The organism is Streptomyces roseofulvus (assembly GCF_039534915.1).
Taxonomy (GTDB): Bacteria; Actinomycetota; Actinomycetes; order Streptomycetales; family Streptomycetaceae; genus Streptomyces; species Streptomyces roseofulvus.
Map to the genome: position 1 here is coordinate 7,393,586 of NZ_BAAAWE010000001.1, position 17,157 is coordinate 7,410,742.

12 protein-coding genes are annotated in these 17,157 nt (G+C 74.7%); all 12 read left to right on the forward strand.

Annotated features, from left to right (window positions below):
- The first annotated feature begins 50 nt into the window (after positions 1 to 50).
- The 12 genes from ABFY03_RS34045 (at position 51) to ABFY03_RS34100 (ending at position 17,148) form a co-directional block, all read left to right on the forward strand.
- Positions 51 to 1,004, forward strand: a complete 954-nt coding sequence (locus tag ABFY03_RS34045) for an alpha/beta hydrolase (RefSeq protein WP_346171771.1) — start codon at positions 51 to 53, stop codon at positions 1,002 to 1,004.
- Positions 1,001 to 2,887 carry an amidohydrolase gene (locus tag ABFY03_RS34050; RefSeq protein WP_346171772.1) on the forward strand — a complete coding sequence of 629 codons (1,887 nt, stop codon included), beginning with the start codon at positions 1,001 to 1,003 and terminating at the stop codon, positions 2,885 to 2,887. Before ABFY03_RS34045 ends, ABFY03_RS34050 begins: the two co-directional genes overlap by 4 nt.
- A 13-nt stretch (positions 2,888 to 2,900) precedes the next feature.
- Complete coding sequence (locus tag ABFY03_RS34055) at positions 2,901 to 3,626, forward strand: GPR1/FUN34/YaaH family transporter (RefSeq protein ID WP_319009895.1); 726 nt, start codon at positions 2,901 to 2,903, stop codon at positions 3,624 to 3,626.
- A 44-nt stretch (positions 3,627 to 3,670) separates the two neighbouring features.
- The gene (locus ABFY03_RS34060) at positions 3,671 to 3,997 is read left to right on the forward strand and encodes a GNAT family N-acetyltransferase (protein WP_319009896.1); all 327 of its coding nucleotides are present in this window, start codon (positions 3,671 to 3,673) and stop codon (positions 3,995 to 3,997) included.
- 47 nt (positions 3,998 to 4,044) lie between these two features.
- The gene (locus tag ABFY03_RS34065) at positions 4,045 to 4,770 is read left to right on the forward strand and encodes an alpha/beta fold hydrolase (RefSeq protein WP_346171773.1); all 726 of its coding nucleotides are present in this window, start codon (positions 4,045 to 4,047) and stop codon (positions 4,768 to 4,770) included.
- Positions 4,771 to 4,873: 103 nt separating this feature from the next.
- Positions 4,874 to 6,205: an ABC transporter substrate-binding protein gene (locus ABFY03_RS34070; protein WP_346171774.1), complete on the forward strand. Its 1,332-nt coding sequence runs from the start codon at positions 4,874 to 4,876 to the stop codon at positions 6,203 to 6,205.
- Positions 6,205 to 7,170, forward strand: coding sequence for a carbohydrate ABC transporter permease (locus ABFY03_RS34075; RefSeq protein ID WP_346171775.1), 966 nt, complete (start codon positions 6,205 to 6,207; stop codon positions 7,168 to 7,170). Before ABFY03_RS34070 ends, ABFY03_RS34075 begins: the two co-directional genes overlap by 1 nt.
- The gene (locus tag ABFY03_RS34080; RefSeq protein ID WP_346171776.1) at positions 7,167 to 8,054 is read left to right on the forward strand and encodes a carbohydrate ABC transporter permease; all 888 of its coding nucleotides are present in this window, start codon (positions 7,167 to 7,169) and stop codon (positions 8,052 to 8,054) included. Before ABFY03_RS34075 ends, ABFY03_RS34080 begins: the two co-directional genes overlap by 4 nt.
- Positions 8,051 to 10,807 carry a helix-turn-helix transcriptional regulator gene (locus ABFY03_RS34085; RefSeq protein WP_346171777.1) on the forward strand — a complete coding sequence of 919 codons (2,757 nt, stop codon included), beginning with the start codon at positions 8,051 to 8,053 and terminating at the stop codon, positions 10,805 to 10,807. The genes ABFY03_RS34080 and ABFY03_RS34085 overlap by 4 nt, the downstream gene beginning before the upstream one ends.
- A 135-nt stretch (positions 10,808 to 10,942) precedes the next feature.
- The gene (locus ABFY03_RS34090; protein WP_319009902.1) at positions 10,943 to 11,779 is read left to right on the forward strand and encodes an alpha/beta fold hydrolase; all 837 of its coding nucleotides are present in this window, start codon (positions 10,943 to 10,945) and stop codon (positions 11,777 to 11,779) included.
- Between the two features lie 112 nt (positions 11,780 to 11,891).
- Complete coding sequence (locus ABFY03_RS34095) at positions 11,892 to 14,723, forward strand: helix-turn-helix transcriptional regulator (RefSeq protein ID WP_346171778.1); 2,832 nt, start codon at positions 11,892 to 11,894, stop codon at positions 14,721 to 14,723.
- 169 nt (positions 14,724 to 14,892) lie between these two features.
- On the forward strand, positions 14,893 to 17,148 hold the full coding sequence (locus tag ABFY03_RS34100) for a helix-turn-helix domain-containing protein (protein ID WP_346171779.1): 2,256 nt from the start codon (positions 14,893 to 14,895) through the stop codon (positions 17,146 to 17,148).
- Positions 17,149 to 17,157 lie beyond the last annotated feature (9 nt).

Here is a 17,157-nt window from a genome sequence, read left to right on the forward strand (position 1 = left end):
ACCTCCCGCCCTTCCTCTCACCGTCCCGTACCTCCCGAAGGAGACCCCTCATGAGCAGCCGTCCGGTCCTCGAACCCGCCGCCCAGGCGTTCGCCGACGCCACCGCCCAGCCGCCGTACCTCTACCAGATCCCCGTCGCCGAAGGCCGCAAGGCCGTGGACGATGTCCAGAGCGGCGAGGGCGTGCCCCTGCCCGAGGTCGACGAGGAGTGGATCACCGTCCACGGCGGCCCGACCGGCGACGTCCGCGCCCGGATCGTCCGCCCCCGCGGCGTCACCGGCCCGCTCCCCGTGGTCCTCTACCTCCACGGCGCGGGCTGGGTCTTCGGCAACGCCCACACCCACGACCGGCTCGTCCGCGAACTCGCCGTCGGCACCCGGGCGGCCGTGGTCTTCCCCGAGTACGACCTGTCGCCCGAGGCGCGCTACCCCGTCGCGATCGAGCAGAACTACAGCGTCGCCCAGTGGATCGCCCGCGAGGGCCACCACAAGGACCTCGACGGCACGCGCCTCGCCGTCGCGGGCGACTCGGTCGGCGGCAACATGAGCGCCGCCCTCACCCTCATGGCCAAGCAGCGCGGCGACGTCACCCTCGTCCAGCAGGTCCTCTTCTACCCGGTCACGGACGCGCGCTTCGACACGGAGTCGTACCACGCCTTCGCCGAGGGCTACTTCCTGCGCCGCGACGCCATGAAGTGGTTCTGGGACCAGTACACGACCGACGAGGCCGAGCGCGCCCAGATCACCGCCTCCCCGCTGCGCGCCTCCACGGAGCAGCTCACCGGCCTGCCGCAGGCCCTGGTGATCACGGCCGAGGCGGACGTCCTGCGCGACGAGGGCGAGGCGTACGCGGCGAAGCTCCGTGCCGCCGGCGTCCCCGTCACCGCCCTGCGCGTCCAGGGCGCCATCCACGACTTCGTGATGCTGAACGCGCTGCGCGACACCTGGGCCGCGGACCTCGCCATCGGCCTGGCCACCGACGCCCTCCGCAAGGCCCTCGCATGACCGGGCCGTCGACCGGCATGCCGGTGGCGGGCATCGTCCCCGCCCCGCGACGGGAGCCCGGGCACGCCGATCTCCTCGTCCGCAACGCCAAGGTGTTCACCGGCGACCCGGGCCGTCCCGAGGCCCGCTCCGTCGCCCTCCGCGACGGCCGGGTCGCGGCCCTCGGCGACGACCACGACCTCGCCCACCTCGTCGGGCCCGGCACCAAGGTCGTCGACGCGCTCGGCCGCCGGGTGATCCCCGGCCTGAACGACTCCCACCTCCACGTGATCCGCGGCGGCCTCAACTACGTCCTCGAACTGCGCTGGGACGGCGTGCGCAGCCTCGGCCAGGCCCTGGCGATGCTGCGCGAGCAGGCCGGCCGCACGCCCCGGGGGCAGTGGATCCGCGTCGTCGGCGGCTGGACCGCCGAACAGTTCGCCGAGCGCAGGATGCCGACCGTCGCCGAGCTGAACGCCGCCGCGCCCGACACCCCCGTCTTCGTCCTGCACCTCTACCAGTCCGCGCTGATGAACCGGGCCGCCGTCCAGGCCGCCGGCTTCACCCGCGACACCCCCGATCCCCGCGGCGGGCAGATCGTCCGGGGCCGGGACGGCGAACCCAACGGCGTGCTGCTCGCGGCGCCGAGCGCGCTCCTCCTCTACTCGACGCTGGCGAAGGCGCCGGCCCTCGACGAGGCCGACAAGCGGACGTCGACCCGCCACTTCCTGCGCGAGCTGAACCGCTTCGGACTCACCTCCGCCGTCGACGCGGCGGGCGGGTTCCAGAACTTCCCCGACCACTACGCCACGGTCGTCGACCTCGCCGAGGCGGGGGAGCTGACGCTCCGGATCGCCTACCACCTCTTCCCGCAGACCGCCGGGCAGGAGCTCGCCGACCTCAAGCGCTGGACCGAGACGGTCAGGCCCGGGGACGGCGACGAGTGGCTGCGGCTGAACGGCGCGGGCGAGAACCTGACCTGGGCCGCCGCCGACTTCGAGAACTTCTCCGAGCCACGGCCCGAGCTCGCCGCCGGGTACGAGACCGAGTTCGAGAGCGCCGTACGGCTCCTGCTGGAGAACGGCTGGGGGTTCAGGCTCCACGCCACGTACGACGAGACGATCCGCCGCGACCTGGCCGTCTTCGAGAAGCTCGCCGCGGAGGGGCTGTTCCCCGGCGGCAACCGCTGGCTCTTCGACCACGCGGAGACGGTCTCGCCCGGCAGCCTCGACCGGATCGCCGCCCTCGGCGGCGCCGTCTCGGTCCAGAACCGGATGTCCTTCCAGGGCGCCGCCTTCCTGGACCGCTACGGCGCCGAGGCGGCCGCCCACACCCCGCCGGTCCGGGCCATGCTCGACCGCGGCCTGTCCGTCGCCGCCGGGACCGACGCCACCCGCGTCTCCTCGTACAACCCGTGGGTCGCGCTCCACTGGCTGGTCACCGGGCGCACCGTCGGCGGCACCGCGCTCTACCCGGCCGGGAACCTGGTCGACCGGGAGACCGCCCTCGGCCTCTACACCCGGGGCGGCGCGCGGCTCACCGGCGAGCAGGACGTCAAGGGAACGCTGCGGGAGGGCTGTTACGGCGACCTCGCGATCCTCTCCGACGACTTCCTCACGGTGCCCGAGGACGTCATTCCCGACATCGAGTCCGTCCTCACCGTCGTCGGCGGCCGGATCGTCTACGCGACCGCGGAGTACGAGGGCCTCGACGAGGCCGTCCCGCCGGTGACCCCCGAGTGGAGCCCCGTGGCCCGCTTCGGCGGCTACCAGAGCGGTGCCCGGCAGGCCTCGCTGGTGGCCGAGGCCGTCGCCGAGTCCGAGCGGCACCGCCGGTGGCGCGTCGCGCGCGGCGCCGCCCCCGACGCGCCGCCGTCGTTCGTCGACCCCTGCTTCGCCCACTGAGAGAGACCACACGATGAGTACAGCCTCCCCGGCCGCCGACGGAGACGACGCCGCGGCTGTCCCGCCCGGGCGCCGATTCGAGCCGGACCTCCGGTCGATGACCCGGATCAACCTGCGCCCCATCGCCTCGCCCATGCCGCTCGGCTTCTTCACGATCGCCCTCGCGTCCGTGATGACGGGATGCCTCCAGCTCGGGATCCTCGGGGAGGAGGCCCGCGCGGCCGTCGCGTTCACGGTGCTGCCGGCCTTCGTCCTCCAACTCCTGGTCAGCTACCTGGCCTTCGGCGCCCGTGACGTGATCGCCGCGACCCTGATGGCGGTCTTCGCCGGCAGCTGGCTGCCCTACGCCCTCATCATGCTCAGCGGCGCGGCCGACGGCCCGAAGGTCCTCGGCGTCTTCAACCTGGCGCTGCTCTGCTTCGGCGCGCTGATGACCGCCGTGACCGGGCCCAAGCGGGCGCTGTGGCTCGTCCTCGCGGTCTCCCTGCCGCGCTGGGCGGCCACCGGCCTCGCGGGCGTCACCGGGGTCGAGTGGCTGACGCGCGTGTCCGGCGCGCTCGGCCTCGTGGTGGCGCTCGTCGCGATGTACACGGCGTTCGCCCTGATGCTCGAGGACATGCGCAGTGAGCAGGTCCTGCCCATCGGACGCAGCGGCCCCGCCCACCTCGCCGTGGAGGGCGACCTCGGCGTCCAGCTCCGCAACCTGGAACGCCAGGCGGGCGTGCGCCGCACGCTCTGACCCCCGGCCCCCGCCCCCTTCCCCCTCGACCCGACAGGAGCCCCATGGAACCCCGGATCACCGACCGGCCCGAGAGGTCCCGGTACGAGATCGTCGTCGACGCCGACGCCGGCGGCGACGCCACCGAGACCGCCGGCTTCGCCGAATACCACCTCTCGGAGGGTGAGATCGCCTTCATCCACACCGAGATCGATCCCCGCTTCGGCGGCCGTGGCCTGGGCGGGCTGCTCGCGCGCGGCGCCCTGGACGACGCCCGGGACCGGGGCCTGCGCGTCCTCCCGTACTGCCCCTTCATCCGCGGCTGGATCGGCAAGCACCCCGCGTACGCCGACCTGGTGCCCCCGGAGCGCCGCGCCCGCTTCGGCCTGTGAACCGGCCCCCGACCGCCTTCCCCCTTCCCCTCACCGAGGAGTTCCCCTTGCCCCGACACGCCCGTCCCACCGTCGTCCTGGTCCACGGCGCCTTCGCCGACGCCTCCAGCTTCGCCCGGGTCGTCCCCGAACTGACCGCCGCCGGCCTGGACGTGCTGGCTCCGGCGGTGCCCAACCGCGGCCTCGTCGACGACGCCGCGTACATCGCCTCCGTGATCCGTGCCGTCGAGGGCCCGGTGATCCTCGTGGGGCACTCCTACGGCGGCGCCGTCATCACCCTCGCCGGTACCGAGGACAACGTCCGCGCCCTCGTGTACCTCGCGGGGTACGCGCTGAAGGAGGGCGAGAGCCTGGGCGAGCTGCAGGGCGGCTTCCCCGACTCCGGTCTCGGCGAGGCGCTCGTGTACACCCCGTTCCCGGTGCCCGGCTCCGGCGAGCCCGGCACCGACGTGTCCGTGGCGGTCGACCGGTTCCCCGCCCTGTTCGCGGCGGACGTCGCCCCCGACCTCGCCGCGGTGCTCGCCGTCTCCCAGCGCCCCCTGGCCGCACGGGCGTTCGCGGAGCCGGCACCGGTCGCCGCGTGGCGGACCAAGCCCTCGTGGGGCCTGGTCGCCTCCGCCGACCGCACGATCAACCCCGACGTGGAGCGGTACGGGTACGAGCGGGCCGGCATGACCACCGTCGAGGTCGACTCCTCCCACCTGGTCATGCTCTCCCAGCCCAAGGCCGTGGCGGAGCTGATCCTGGAGGCGGCCCGGTCCACGGGGCGCTGACCTGCGCTTGAGCGTCGAACGATTGGTCTATGACGTTCGAACCCGGTAGCTTTCCGAAACGCCCGCCGAGAACTCGCGGCGGGCGATCGGAGGAAGCACACCCATGAGGTTCGGCGCGAGGATCGCGCTCGCCGTCATCACCCTCGCCGTCACCGCCACCGCCTGCGGCGCCCCGCAGGACGGCGGTTCGCCGTCGCGCACCGCCGCGGACTGCGCACCGTACGCCCGCTACGGCGAGCACCCCGGCACCGAGGTCACCGTCTACGCGGAGAACCGCGACCGGGAAGCCGACCTGTTCGAAGAGACCTGGGCGGACTTCGCCGACTGCACGGGCATCGACGTCCGGTACGAGGGCGACGGGGAGTTCGAGGCTCGGATCCAACTCAGGGTCGACGGCGGGAACGCCCCCGACGTGGCGTTCTTCCCCCAGCCCGGCCTCATGGAGCGCTTCGCGCGAGCCGGGCGACTCAAGCCCGTCGGCGCGGGGGTCGCCGCTCTCGCCGAGCAGGGCTGGTCGGCGGACTGGAACAGCTACGCCACCGTGGACGGCACCCTCTACGGCACGCCGCTCGTCGCGAACGTGAAGTCGTTCGTCTGGTACTCCCCGGCCTTCTTCCGCGACCGGGGACTGAGCGTCCCCCGCACCTGGGACGAGCTGATGGCCGTGACCGAGAAGGTCGCGGCCTCGGGCGTCAAGCCGTGGTGCGCGGGCGTCGAGTCCGCCGAGGCGACCGGCTGGCCCGTGACGGACTGGATCGAGGACGTCCTCCTCCGCCAGCAGGGCACGCGCGTCTACGACCAGTGGGTCGCCCACGAGATCCCCTTCGACGACCCCCGCGTCCTCCGGGCCATGGACACCGTCGGGTCCCTCCTCAAGAACGACCGGTACGCCAACGGCGGTTTCGGCCCCGCCCGGTCGATGGCGTCGATCTCCTTCCAGGAGGCCGGCACACCGGTCCTGTCCGGCGACTGCGCGATGCACCGCCAGGCCTCGTTCTACGCCGACCTGTGGCCCGAGGGCACCGAGATCGGACCGGACAAGGACGTCTACGCCTTCCTCCTGCCGGGCGTCGACCCGGCGAGCCGGCCCGTCCTGGGCGGTGGCGTGTTCACCGCCGCGTTCGCCGACCGCCCCGAGGTCCGTGCCTTCCAGGAGTACCTGGCCTCCGCGGACTTCGCGAACGCGCGGATGAGGAAGGGCCCGTACGTCTCGGCGCACAAGGGCGTGGATCCGGCGAACGCCGCGACCCCGGTCGACCGGCTCTCGATCCGGCTGCTCCAGGACCCCCGGACGCAGTTCAGGTTCGACGGCTCGGACCTCATGCCGGCGTCGGTCGGCGCCGGCACGTTCTGGAAGGGAGCCGTCGACTGGATCGGCGGCGCGGGCACCCGGCAGGTCGCCGGCTCCATCGAACGGTCCTGGCCGACCCGGTGATGCCGTTCGACGTCGTCGCCCAGCAGCCCAAGCTGCTGTACCTGCTCCAGGGCGTCGCCGCCTTCGCCGCGGTGGTCTCCCTCGTCCTGCTCGCCCTCCACCGGGGGCCGGCGCGGCGGAGGGCCGCGGCGCTGCTCCTGCTGGCCCCCGCGCTGCTGCCGCTCACGATCGGCCTCGTCCTGCCCGGACTGCGCACCCTGGCGCTGTCGTTCACCGACAGCGCCGGCGACACGTGGGTCGGCCTCGACAACTACGCGTGGATGTTCACCGACCCCCGGGCCCTCGTCGCCCTGCGCAACACCCTGGTGTGGGCGGTGCTCGTGCCGCTCGCGTCCACCGCGCTCGGTCTGCTCTACGCGGCGGCCGTCGCCCGGTCGCGGTGCAGGACGGTCGCGCTGTCCCTGCTCCTGACCCCGATGGCGCTCTCGTTCGTCGGCGCCGGAGTCGTCTGGAAGTTCGTCTACGCCTACCGTCCGGCCGGGGCCGAGCAGATCGGGCTGCTGAACCGGCTCGTCGTCGCGTCCGGCGGCGAGCCGCGGCAGTGGCTCGTCGACTCCCCCTGGAACGTCCTGTTCCTCATCGTGGCGATGGTGTGGACGCAGACGGGCTTCGCGGCCGTCCTGCTGGCCGGCGCGATCGGGGCCGTACCCGCCGAGCTGACCGAGGCCGCCCGCCTCGACGGCGCGTCGCCCCGGCAGGTCTTCCGCCGGATCACCCTGCCGTCGATCAGGCCCACCCTGCTCGTCGTCCTCCTCGCCCAGGCGATCGGCACCCTCAAGGCCTTCGACATCGTCCGGGCCATGACCGGCGGACAGTTCGACACGGGCGTCCTCGCCCACGCCATGGACGACCAGGCGTTCCGCTACGGCGAGACGGGCCGCGGCGCCGCCCTCGCCGTGCTCCTCTTCCTCCTCGTCGTCCCCCTCGTCGCCCACCGGCTCCGGACGCGGCGGAGGACCGGGTGAACGGCGTCCGGGAGCGTCTGGCCTCCCGTGCCTTCACCGCGGTCGCCGTGGTGATCGCGGTCCTCTGGACGACCCCCACCCTCGGTCTGCTGCTCTCCTCGTTCCGCCCCGAGCAGGAGATCAAGACCACCGGCTGGTGGACGCTGTTCGGTACGCCGCACCTCACGCTCGACAACTACGCCGAGGTGCTCTCCGGCGGCGGGAACGGGTCGGGGCGGCTCGCCGAGCACTTCGTCAACTCCGTCGTCATCACCGTCCCCTCGGTGCTGTTCCCGCTCGTGCTGGCCTTCCTCGCGGCGTACGCGCTGGCCTGGATCGACTTCCGGGGACGCGACGCCCTCGTCGTGGGCGTCTTCGCCCTCCAGGCCGTGCCGCTCCAGATGGCGCTCGTCCCGCTCCTGAAGCTGTTCTCCCAGGGCTGGCTGTTCCTGCCCGCGTGGCAGCTCACCGGTGCCGCCCGGTTCGGCCAGGTCTGGTTCGCCCACACGGCCTTCGCGCTGCCGTTCGCGGTGTACTTCCTCCACAACCACCTGGCCGCGCTGCCCAGGGAGATGGTCGAGGCCGCCCGCGTCGACGGCGCCTCGCACGGGACGCTGCTGCTCCGGATCGTGCTGCCACTGGCCCGCCCGGCGCTCGCCGGCTTCGCCGTCATCCAGTTCGTCTGGGTCTGGAACGACCTCCTCGTGGCCCTGACCCTGTCGGGCGGAACGGCCGAGACCGCGCCGATGACGGTCCGGCTGGCGAACATGGCCGGGACCTACGGCAACGAGTGGCAGCGGCTCACCGCGGGAGCCTTCGTCGCCGCGCTCGTCCCGCTGCTCGTCTTCTTCCTTCTCCGGCGGCACCTCGCACGGGGACTGCTCGCCGGATCGGTCAAGGGATGAGCCCCGACCGGACCGACGGGCACGGCACGGCGACGGGGCTGAGCCGGCCCGGACTGCGGGGCCGCGAAACCGAACTGGAGCGGCTGCGCGCCCTGACCGAAGCCGTGCGCGACGGCGAGGGAGGCGCGGTCGCGCTGCTCCTGGGCGAGCCCGGGATCGGCAAGACCGCACTGCTCCAGGAGACCGTCTCGCTCGCGCGGGCCCGGGGATTCCTCGTCAGCCACGGACGCGCCGAGGAACTGCACGAACTGGCGCCGCTCGCCTCCCTGGCCTCCGGCCTCCTGCACGGTGACCCACCGCTGCTCTCCGGCACGGACTTCGCCGACCTCGCCGGCCACCACGACCAGCGCATCCGGCTCGTCGAACGGCTCGCCCAGCTGATCGAGGAACGCTCGGCGGGCCGGCCCGTCCTGCTCGCCGTCGACGACGTCCACTGGGCCGACCCGCTCAGCCGGTTCGCCCTCGGCGTGCTGCCGGCGCGGCTGCTCAGCTCCCCGGTCCTCTGGCTGCTCACCAGCAGGGAGGACCCCGGGCTGTACGGGCAGGGGCCGCTGACGACGACCTTCCCCCTGCGGCCGCTGTCCGCGACCGCCCTGGCCGAACTGGCGCACGACGTCCTCGGCGCGGACGTGCCGGCGCGCGTCGGCGACCTCCTCGACGGGGCGGGCGGCAACCCCTTCCTCGCGGCCGAGGTGCTCTCGGGCATCGCGGCCACGGGCGCCGACGGGCCGGAGCCGCCCGAGCGGCTGGTCCTCGGCGTACGCGGCCGGCTGGCCGGACTCCGCCCGGACACCCTGCACTTCCTGCGCATCGGTTCCGTCCTCGGCCGCGCGTTCTCGCTCGCCGACGCCGCGGCCCTCTGCGGCCGGCCCGCCGCCGGTCTCGGCGCGGAGGTCGACGAGGCGATCGCGGCCGCCCTCCTCCACGACGACGGCGAACGCCTCCTCTTCCGCCACGACCTGCTCCGCCAGGCGGTGTACGCCGACCTCGCCCCCTCCGTGCGCCGGGCCCTGCACCGGGAGGCCGCGAGCCGGCTCGTCGCGGCGGGCCGCAGCTCCGGCGACGCGGTCCCGCACCTGCTGAAGAGCGCCGAACACGGCGACACGGAGGCGATCGCACTCCTCGGCACGGCCGCCGACGACGTGCTCGCCGTGATGCCCGACCTCGCCGCCGACCTGGCCGTACGGGCCCTGGAACTCGCCCCGGCCCGTGCGCCCCTGGCGTACGAGGCGGGCGAACGCGCCATCGTCGCGCTGACCCGCGCCGGCCGGTACACGCAGGCACGGGACACCGGCGACGCGCTGCTCGCCCGGCAGCCGCCCCTGGACGTCTTCGCCCGCCTCCAGTGCGTCCTCGGCGACACCCTCTGGCACCTCGACGACGTCCACGAGCTGACCCGCCGCACCACGACCGCGCTGGCGGCCGTCACCGACCCGGCGATCCGCGCCCGGCTGACCGCCCGGCACGCCCTGGCCCGCTCCCGCGGCAGCGACCTCAGGGCCGCCCGGGAGACCGGCGAACGGGCGCTCGCCGAAGCGGAGCGGGCGGGCGACCGGGAGGCCCGCGTCCTCGCGCTGTGGGGACTCGGCGAGATCGCCCTCAACGCGGGCGACTGCGCCGCCGCCGTCGCCCACCACACGGCGCTGAGCGTGTTCGACCCGGCCTTCCTGCCCGAGGAGGCCGTCGCCCTGATCCACATGGACGACTTCGACGCCGTACGGCGACTGCTCCGGACGGCCGGCGACCTCCCCCCGCGCCCCGCCATGCTCAGCTGGACCCAGGGAACCCTGAACATGGGGCTCGGGCGGCTCGACGACGCGGACGCCGACTTCGTCACCGCCGAACGCCTCGAAGCGGACCTCCAGGTGCCCGGCAACCTGGTCAACCTCCGCGTCAACCGCGGCCTCCTCGCGCTGCTGCGCGGCGACCGCGAGGCCGCGGGAGAACACCTGGACGTCGTCAGGGCGGCCGTGACCGACCGCCCCAACACGGGCAACCACGCCACCCACCGGTACTTCGAGGCCGTCGTCGCCGACGCCGACGGCGACCACGCGGCAGCGGCCGAACTCCTCCGCTCGGTGCAGCGGGACCACCCCTTCCTCCGCTGGCGGCTCCTGCGCCCCCATGTCGTCCAGGCCGTCGGGATCGCCCTGCGCGGCGGCGACCGGCGGCTCGCCGAGGACCTGGCCGCCCAGGCCGCCGCCCACGCCACCCGCAACCCCACGGTGCCGACCGCCCGGGGGACGGCCGCCCACGCGTCGGCCCTGGTGAACGCCGACCACGGCCTCCTGGAGCGGGCCGTGGACATCCTCCTCGACGGCCCCCGGCCGCTGCCCCTCGCCGCCGCCTCCGCCGACCTGGGGCGCGCCCTCCTCGCCTCGGGCGACGCCGCCGCGACAGCCGCCCTGACCAGGGCGCTGGACCGCTACGCCCGGGCGGGGGCCGACGCCGAGGCCGACCGGGTCCGGGCCGATCTGGAACGGGCCACCCGCCGCCCCGGCCGACGCGCCGGCCGTCTCCGGCCGCGCACCGACCAGGGCTGGGAAGCGCTCACGGCCTCGGAGCGCAAGGTGGCCCGGCTGATCGCCGCGGGCCACACCAACCGGTCGGCCGCGGAGACCCTCGTCGTCTCCCCGCACACGGTCAACACCCATCTGGTCTCGATCTTCCGCAAGCTCTCGGTGCGCTCCAGGGTCCACCTGGCGCGGGTCGTCCTCGCGGAGGACGACCCCGGCGCCCCGGCCGGCGACTGAGCGCGCCCCCTGCGCCCCGGTGCAAGGCGCGGTGCGCGGTACGACAAACGGAGGTGCGCGACCGGTCCTAGCGTGACGGGTGTACCGCGCCGCTCCGACGCGCGCACCAGCACCCCGAATCGAGGACGCACACCCATGCCGTACATCACCGTGGGCCAGGAGAACACCAACCCCGTCGAGCTCTACTTCGAGGACCAGGGAGCCGGGCAGCCCGTCGTCCTCATCCACGGCTTCCCGCTCGACGGCCACTCCTGGGAGCGCCAGAGCGCCGCACTGCTCGACGCCGGCTACCGCGTGATCACCTACGACCGCCGCGGCTTCGGCCGGTCCTCCCAGCCGACCACCGGCTACGACTACGACACCTTCGCCGCCGACCTGAACACCGTGATGCAGAGCCTCGACCTGAGGGACGCCGTCCTCGTCGGCTTCTCCATGGGCACCGGCGAGGTCGCGCGCTACGTCTCCACATACGGCTCCGAGCGCGTCGCCAAGGTCGCCTTCCTGGCCTCGCTGGAGCCCTGCCTGCTCAAGAGCGACGACAACCCGGACGGCGTCGCCCCGAAGGAGTTCTTCGACGGCGTCGTCGCCGCCGTCAAGGCCGACCGCTACGCCTACTACACGGCCTTCTTCCAGGACTTCTACAACCTCGACGAGAACCTCGGCACCCGCATCAGCGAGGAGGCCGTCCGCAACAGCTGGAACACCGCCGCCCGCGGCGGCGCCTTCGCCGCCTCCGCCGCGCCGGCCACCTGGTACACCGACTTCCGCGCCGACATCCCCGCCGTCGACGTGCCGGCGCTGATCCTGCACGGCACCGCCGACCGCATCCTGCCGGCCGAGGGCACCGCGCGTCCCTTCCACAAGGCGCTCCCGTCCGCCGACTACGTCGAGATCGAGGGCGCCCCGCACGGTCTGCTGTGGACCCACGCCGAGGAGGTCAACACCGCCCTCCTCGCCTTCCTCGCGAAGTGACACCGCACCGCTGACACCGCCGGGTGACGCCGGACCCCGGCGTCACCCCGCCCCGCGGCCGCCCCGTCCGCGGCCGACGGGGTGGTACGCATCGTTCATACTGGTCCGCCGTATGAGCGGGAAGCGAAGCACGACGAGAACCACGCCCGACGAGCCCGACGGCGTACGGACACCCCTCCGGGGCAGGGACGCCGCACGCGCGTCCGTCGAGGAGCGGCTCGACGCGCTCGGCCGCGGCACGGGCGGGATCGTCCTCGTCGAGGGCCCCGCCGGCATCGGCAGGACCAGGATCCTGGCCGAGGCCGCGGCGTCCGCGAGGCGGCGCGGGACACGGGTGTTCGAGGGCGCGGCCGACCCCGACGCCCAGTTCGTACCGCTCGGCCCCCTCCTGGAAGCCGTACTCTCCGGCGAGGACCCGCTGGCGGGCGCCGCACCGCTCCGGGACCTCGCCACGTCCCCCGGCCGGCGCTTCTGGCTGCTCCAGGAGCTGGGGGACCGCCTGCGGGAGGCGGCCCGGAACGGACCCCTGCTCGTCGTCCTCGACGACCTCCAGTGGTGCGACGACCTGACCCTCCTCACCTTCCACACCCTCGCGGCGGGACTCTCGGCGCACCCGATCCTGTGGCTGGCCGCCGTCCGCTCCGGCAGCGTGCCGTCCGCGGTGCGCACCACCCTGGACCGGATCCGCCAGGCGGGCGCCCACGAGCTGGTCCTGGAGGCGCTGGAGGACCGGGCGGTCGCCCGGATCGCCGAGGACGTCCTCGGCGCCCCTCCCGGCCCGGACGTCCTCCGCCTCGCCCGCCGCGCCGAGGGGGTGCCCCAGCTGCTCGTCGAGCTGCTCGCTTCGCTGCGCGAGGAGGCGGTGACGATCGAGAACGGCACGGCCGCGCTGCCGGCCGGATCCCCCGCCCCACGGCACCTCCCCTCCGTCGAACGCCGCCTCGACCAGCTGTCCGACGGGGCGCGCGAGCTGGTGCGGACGGCGGCCGCCGTGGGCGGCACGGTCACCGTCGCGCTCCTCGCCGACCTGCTCGGCAGGACCCCGGCGGCGCTCATCACCGCCGTACGGGAAGCCCTCGACGCCGACCTGCTCACCGAGAGCGGCGACCGCCTCGCCTTCCGCCAGGACCTGATCCGCGAGGCGGTGGAGGCCGGCCTCCCGCTGACCCTGCGTCAGGCCCTGCGCCGCCACGCCGGGCTGCCGCCCGGCGGGCCGCCGGCCACCGCGACCGAGGGCGGGGGAGCGGCGCCGGGAGACGCCGCGGAGGCCGACCGGCTGCGCGCCGAGGCGGCCGAACTCGCCGTCACCGATCCCCGAACCGCCGCGGACCGCAGCCTCCAAGCCCTCGCACTCCTCGCCGCGGACGCCCCGGAGCGGCCGCGGGTGGTGGCCGAGACGATCCCGCTGCTCTGGCAGACGGGCCGGGTCGCCCAGGCGCGGGCACTGGGCGCCGACACCCTCGCGGCCGGCGGCCTCGCGTCCGAGGACGAGGCGTTCGTCCGCCTGGCCCTGGCCCGCCTCTCCGTGCAGTTCGACTTCACCGAGGCGGTCCGGCAGGCCCGCGCCGGGGCGGCCCTGCCCGGGATCTCCCCGACCGCGAGGGGCCGCCTGCTCGCCATGCTCGCCGTCGGCCTGTCGATGTCGGGCGAACACGCGGCGGCCGAGCGGGTCGCCGCACAGGCGTGGGAGACCGCGGCGGTCGCGGGGGACCGCACCGCCGAGGCCACGCTGACGACGGTCCGCTCCGCCGCGAGCTTCCACCGCATGGACCTGGCCGAGGCGTTCCGGCAGGCCGAGCGGTCCGCCGCGCTGGCCGACGCCCTGGGCGTCAGCACCTCGCTGTGGGTACCGGAGGCCCTGTGGCACGCCCTCCTGTCGAACACCGCCGGACGCACCGCGGAGGCGCTCGCCGCCACGGAGGAGGGCATCCGGGTCACCGGGGAGCAGGGCCGCACGGTCGCCACCCGCATGTGGCTCATGACCCGCACCCGCGTCCTCCTGGAGACCGGACGGCTGTCGGACGCCCGGGCCGACGCGGAAGCCGCGTTCCCGGGGGCCGGCGAACCCGGCCCGGGCAACCTCGCCGACGTCACGCTGCGGTACGTGATGCTGCGCGTCGCCCTGCACACCGGCGACCGGCGGACCGCGGAGGCGTACGCGGCGGAGGCGAGGCGCATGCGCGACGACGACGCGCTCGTGGTCCGCCACTTCGGCGCCTGGATGCTGGCATTGATGGCCGACCACGAGGACCGGCCGGACCGTGCCATGGCCGCGCTCGACGCGGTGATGACGACACCCGCCGCGGACCGGCCCGCCTACGCCGGCCTGATCGACCCCGCCGACGCCCCCGTGCTCGTCCGCATGGCGCTGCGCGCGGGCCGGCACGAACGGGCCGCGCAGGCGGTCGCCACGGCCGAGCGGCGGGCCGTGCTCAATCCCGGCCTCCCCTTCCTCGCCGCCACCGCCGCGCACGCCCGGGGACTCCTCGACAACGACCTCGCCCCGCTCGTCCGCGCCGTCCGGCTGTACGAGGACTGCCCCCGGGTCCTGGCCCGGGCGTCGGCGCTGGAGGACGCCGGACGCAAGCTGGCGGCCACCCGCAGGGCCGAAGCGGTGCCGTCCTACGAACAGGCCCTCGCGCTCTACACGCGGGCGGGCGCCGAACGGGACGCCGCACGGGTGAGTCGGCGGCTCCGGGCCGCGGGCGTCCGCCGCCGGCCCTCGACGGCCCGACCCGACGACGCCTGGCCCGAGTTGACGCCGGCGGAGACACGGGTGGCCCGCCTCGTCGCCCAGGGCCTGGCCAACCGGCAGGTGGCCGAGCGGCTCTCCCTCTCGCCGCACACGGTGGGTTCCCGCCTGCGGAGGGCCTTCACCAAGCTGGACGTCACCTCGCGCGCGGAGCTCACCCGGCTGGTCAGGCAGCGCGACAGCGGAGAGTAGTCGCTTCGTACCCCCCACGGGCGCCGGGGCAATGGACGATTCGTGCGATGTGCCGACGTGGCCGTTTCCCCAGACTGATGGATGACCGCGGCGGGGAGAGGCGGCCGGGTGCGCCTCGGCTCCCGGACCCCGGCCGCGGCGCACATCCACCGCACGCCGAGGGAGAGTCGTGTACGGGAAGAAGTCCTTCGGCACCGTGCTGCGCGGTCTGCGGCAGCGCGGCCGTCTGACGATGGAGGAGCTGGCCGAGGCGTCGGGCGTGAGCGTCCGGGCCATCGGCGACATGGAGCGCGGGCGCAGTCTGGTGCCGCAGCGGCGCACGGTGGTGGCGCTGGCGGAGGGACTCGGACTCGCGGACGACGAGCGGGAGGCGCTGCTGGCCACGGCGCGCGCCGCCCGCCCGACGCGTGCCGTCGCGGTGGCGGGCACGGTCGTACCGCCCCGTTCGGTGGGGGACTTCACGGGGCGCGCACCGGAGCTGGCCCTCCTGAGGGCGGCCGCGGAACGGGTCCGGGCCGACGGGGGAGCGACGGTGTGGGTGGTCTCGGGCCCTCCGGGGTGCGGGAAGACGACGCTGGCGCTGAAGGCGGCGGCGGATCTGGCGGAGGGGTTCCCCGACGGCTGTTTCGTGGTGGACCTGCACGGGGTGGACGGCCCGGTGGACACCGGCGAGGCGCTGCTGAAGCTGCTGAAGGCCCTCGGGGTGTCGGACCGCCGGCTGGCGCAGGAGGACCCGCAGGGCCGCGCGGGGCTGCTGCGGGCGCTGTTGGGCGACCGCCGGTGCCTGGTGGTGCTGGACAACGCCCGTGACGAGCGGCAGGTGCGCGAGCTGCTGCCGGCGGGCGGGCGGAGTCTGGTGCTGGTCACCAGCCGGCGGCCCCTGACCGGCCTGGAGGACGTCGGCCGCCTCCCGCTGACGGAGATGACGCAGGAGGAGGCGGTCGGCCTGCTGCGCCGGATCCTGGGTGCGGAGCGGGCGGACGCCGAGGCCGCGGCCGTGGCGCGGGTGGCGGAGTTGTGCGGGCGACTGCCGCTGGCCCTGCGGGTGGCGGGCAACTGGCTGACGGTCCGCTCCGGTTGGACGGTCGAGCACCTGGTCAGGCGCCTGGCCGACGAGGAGCGCCGGCTGGGCGCGCTCGCCGCCGGCGACGTACGGGTCGAGGCGGCGTTCGAGCTGTCGTACCGTCAGCTGACCGGCCAGGCGGCGCGCATGCTGCGGCTGCTGAGTCTGGTCCCGGGGCCGGACATGACCGCCGCCTACGGTGCCGCGCTGACCGCCACCGACGCCTTCGAGGCCGAGGACGTGATGGAGGAGCTGGTCGAGGCCGGACTGCTCCAGGCCACCTTCGCGGGCCGGTACCAGCTGCACGACCTGCTCCGGCTGTTCGGGCGCGCCCGGCTGCCCCGCGACGAGGAGCCCGGCGAGCGGGAGGCGGCCGAGGACCGGTTGCGCGCCTGGCTCCTGGAGACGGCCGTCGTCGCCGGCCGCTGGTACCAGCCCGAGTACGGGGCGCCGCCGCCGTCCTGGCAGGGGCTGGTCCCGCTGGAGAGCGCGGAGGAGGCCCGTACCTGGCTCCAGAACGAAGCCCCGTCCTGGCTGGCAGCACTGCGCGGAGCCCATCGGCGGGGGGAGGACGCCCAGCTCCTGCGGACGACCCGCGCCATGGAGTGGTTCGTCAACCTGTGGGTCCACTGGGGCCACTGGCCGGAGGTGTTCCGCCTGGGCGTGGTGTCCGCCGCCGCGCTCGACGACCACGACATGCGGGCCTTTCACCACAACATGCTCTCCTGGTCCCTCTCCTGCGAATCCCGGTACCGGGAGGCCGTCGAACAGGCCGCGGAGGGGCTGCGCTTCGCCCGGCGGGCCGGGAACGTCCCCCAGCAGGCGTCGGCCCTGACGCTGGCGGCATGGGCCCGGTCGGCGCTCGGCGAGGTCCGGGAGGCCGCCGACACCTCGCTCGCCGCGATAGGACTCTACGAGGAGACCGACGACCGCGAGGGCTGGCTGGGGGCCATGTTCACCCACGGCACCTCCCTGCGCCTGCTCGGTCGTGCCGAGGAGGCCGTGATCCTGCACCAGCGCGTCGTCGATTTCCTGGACGCCCCCGACTGCCCGGTGAGCGGGCACCTCGCCGCCATGAACCGCGCCAACGCCACCCGCGCGCTCGGCCGGAGCTACGCGGAACTGCTGCGGTGGCGCGAGGCGGCCGACCACTATCGCGACGCCCTGACGCTGTCCGGCCGCCTCGGCATGCCCCACATCGAGGGCAGCACCTTCGTGTACCTGGGAGAGGCCCTGATCGAGCTGGGGGAGACCGACGAAGCACGGTCCTGTCTCCGTCAGGCCGTCGCCCTGGGCGAAGCGGTCGACGGCAAGGACCTGAAGACCGCGCGGAGGCTCCTGGCCACGCTCCCCGCGGCATGAGCACGGGGG

What these genes read in the sequence shown, in the direction of transcription:
- ABFY03_RS34045 (WP_346171771.1), top strand. Translation starts at nt 51, where the DNA reads ATGAGCAGCCGTCCGGTCCTCGAACCCGCCGCCCAGGCGTTCGCCGAC.
- ABFY03_RS34050 (WP_346171772.1), top strand. Translation starts at nt 1,001, where the DNA reads ATGACCGGGCCGTCGACCGGCATGCCGGTGGCGGGCATCGTCCCCGCC.
- ABFY03_RS34055 (WP_319009895.1), top strand. Translation starts at nt 2,901, where the DNA reads ATGAGTACAGCCTCCCCGGCCGCCGACGGAGACGACGCCGCGGCTGTC.
- ABFY03_RS34060 (WP_319009896.1), top strand. Translation starts at nt 3,671, where the DNA reads ATGGAACCCCGGATCACCGACCGGCCCGAGAGGTCCCGGTACGAGATC.
- ABFY03_RS34070 (WP_346171774.1), top strand. Translation starts at nt 4,874, where the DNA reads ATGAGGTTCGGCGCGAGGATCGCGCTCGCCGTCATCACCCTCGCCGTC.
- ABFY03_RS34075 (WP_346171775.1), top strand. Translation starts at nt 6,205, where the DNA reads ATGCCGTTCGACGTCGTCGCCCAGCAGCCCAAGCTGCTGTACCTGCTC.
- ABFY03_RS34085 (WP_346171777.1), top strand. Translation starts at nt 8,051, where the DNA reads ATGAGCCCCGACCGGACCGACGGGCACGGCACGGCGACGGGGCTGAGC.
- ABFY03_RS34090 (WP_319009902.1), top strand. Translation starts at nt 10,943, where the DNA reads ATGCCGTACATCACCGTGGGCCAGGAGAACACCAACCCCGTCGAGCTC.
- ABFY03_RS34095 (WP_346171778.1), top strand. Translation starts at nt 11,892, where the DNA reads ATGAGCGGGAAGCGAAGCACGACGAGAACCACGCCCGACGAGCCCGAC.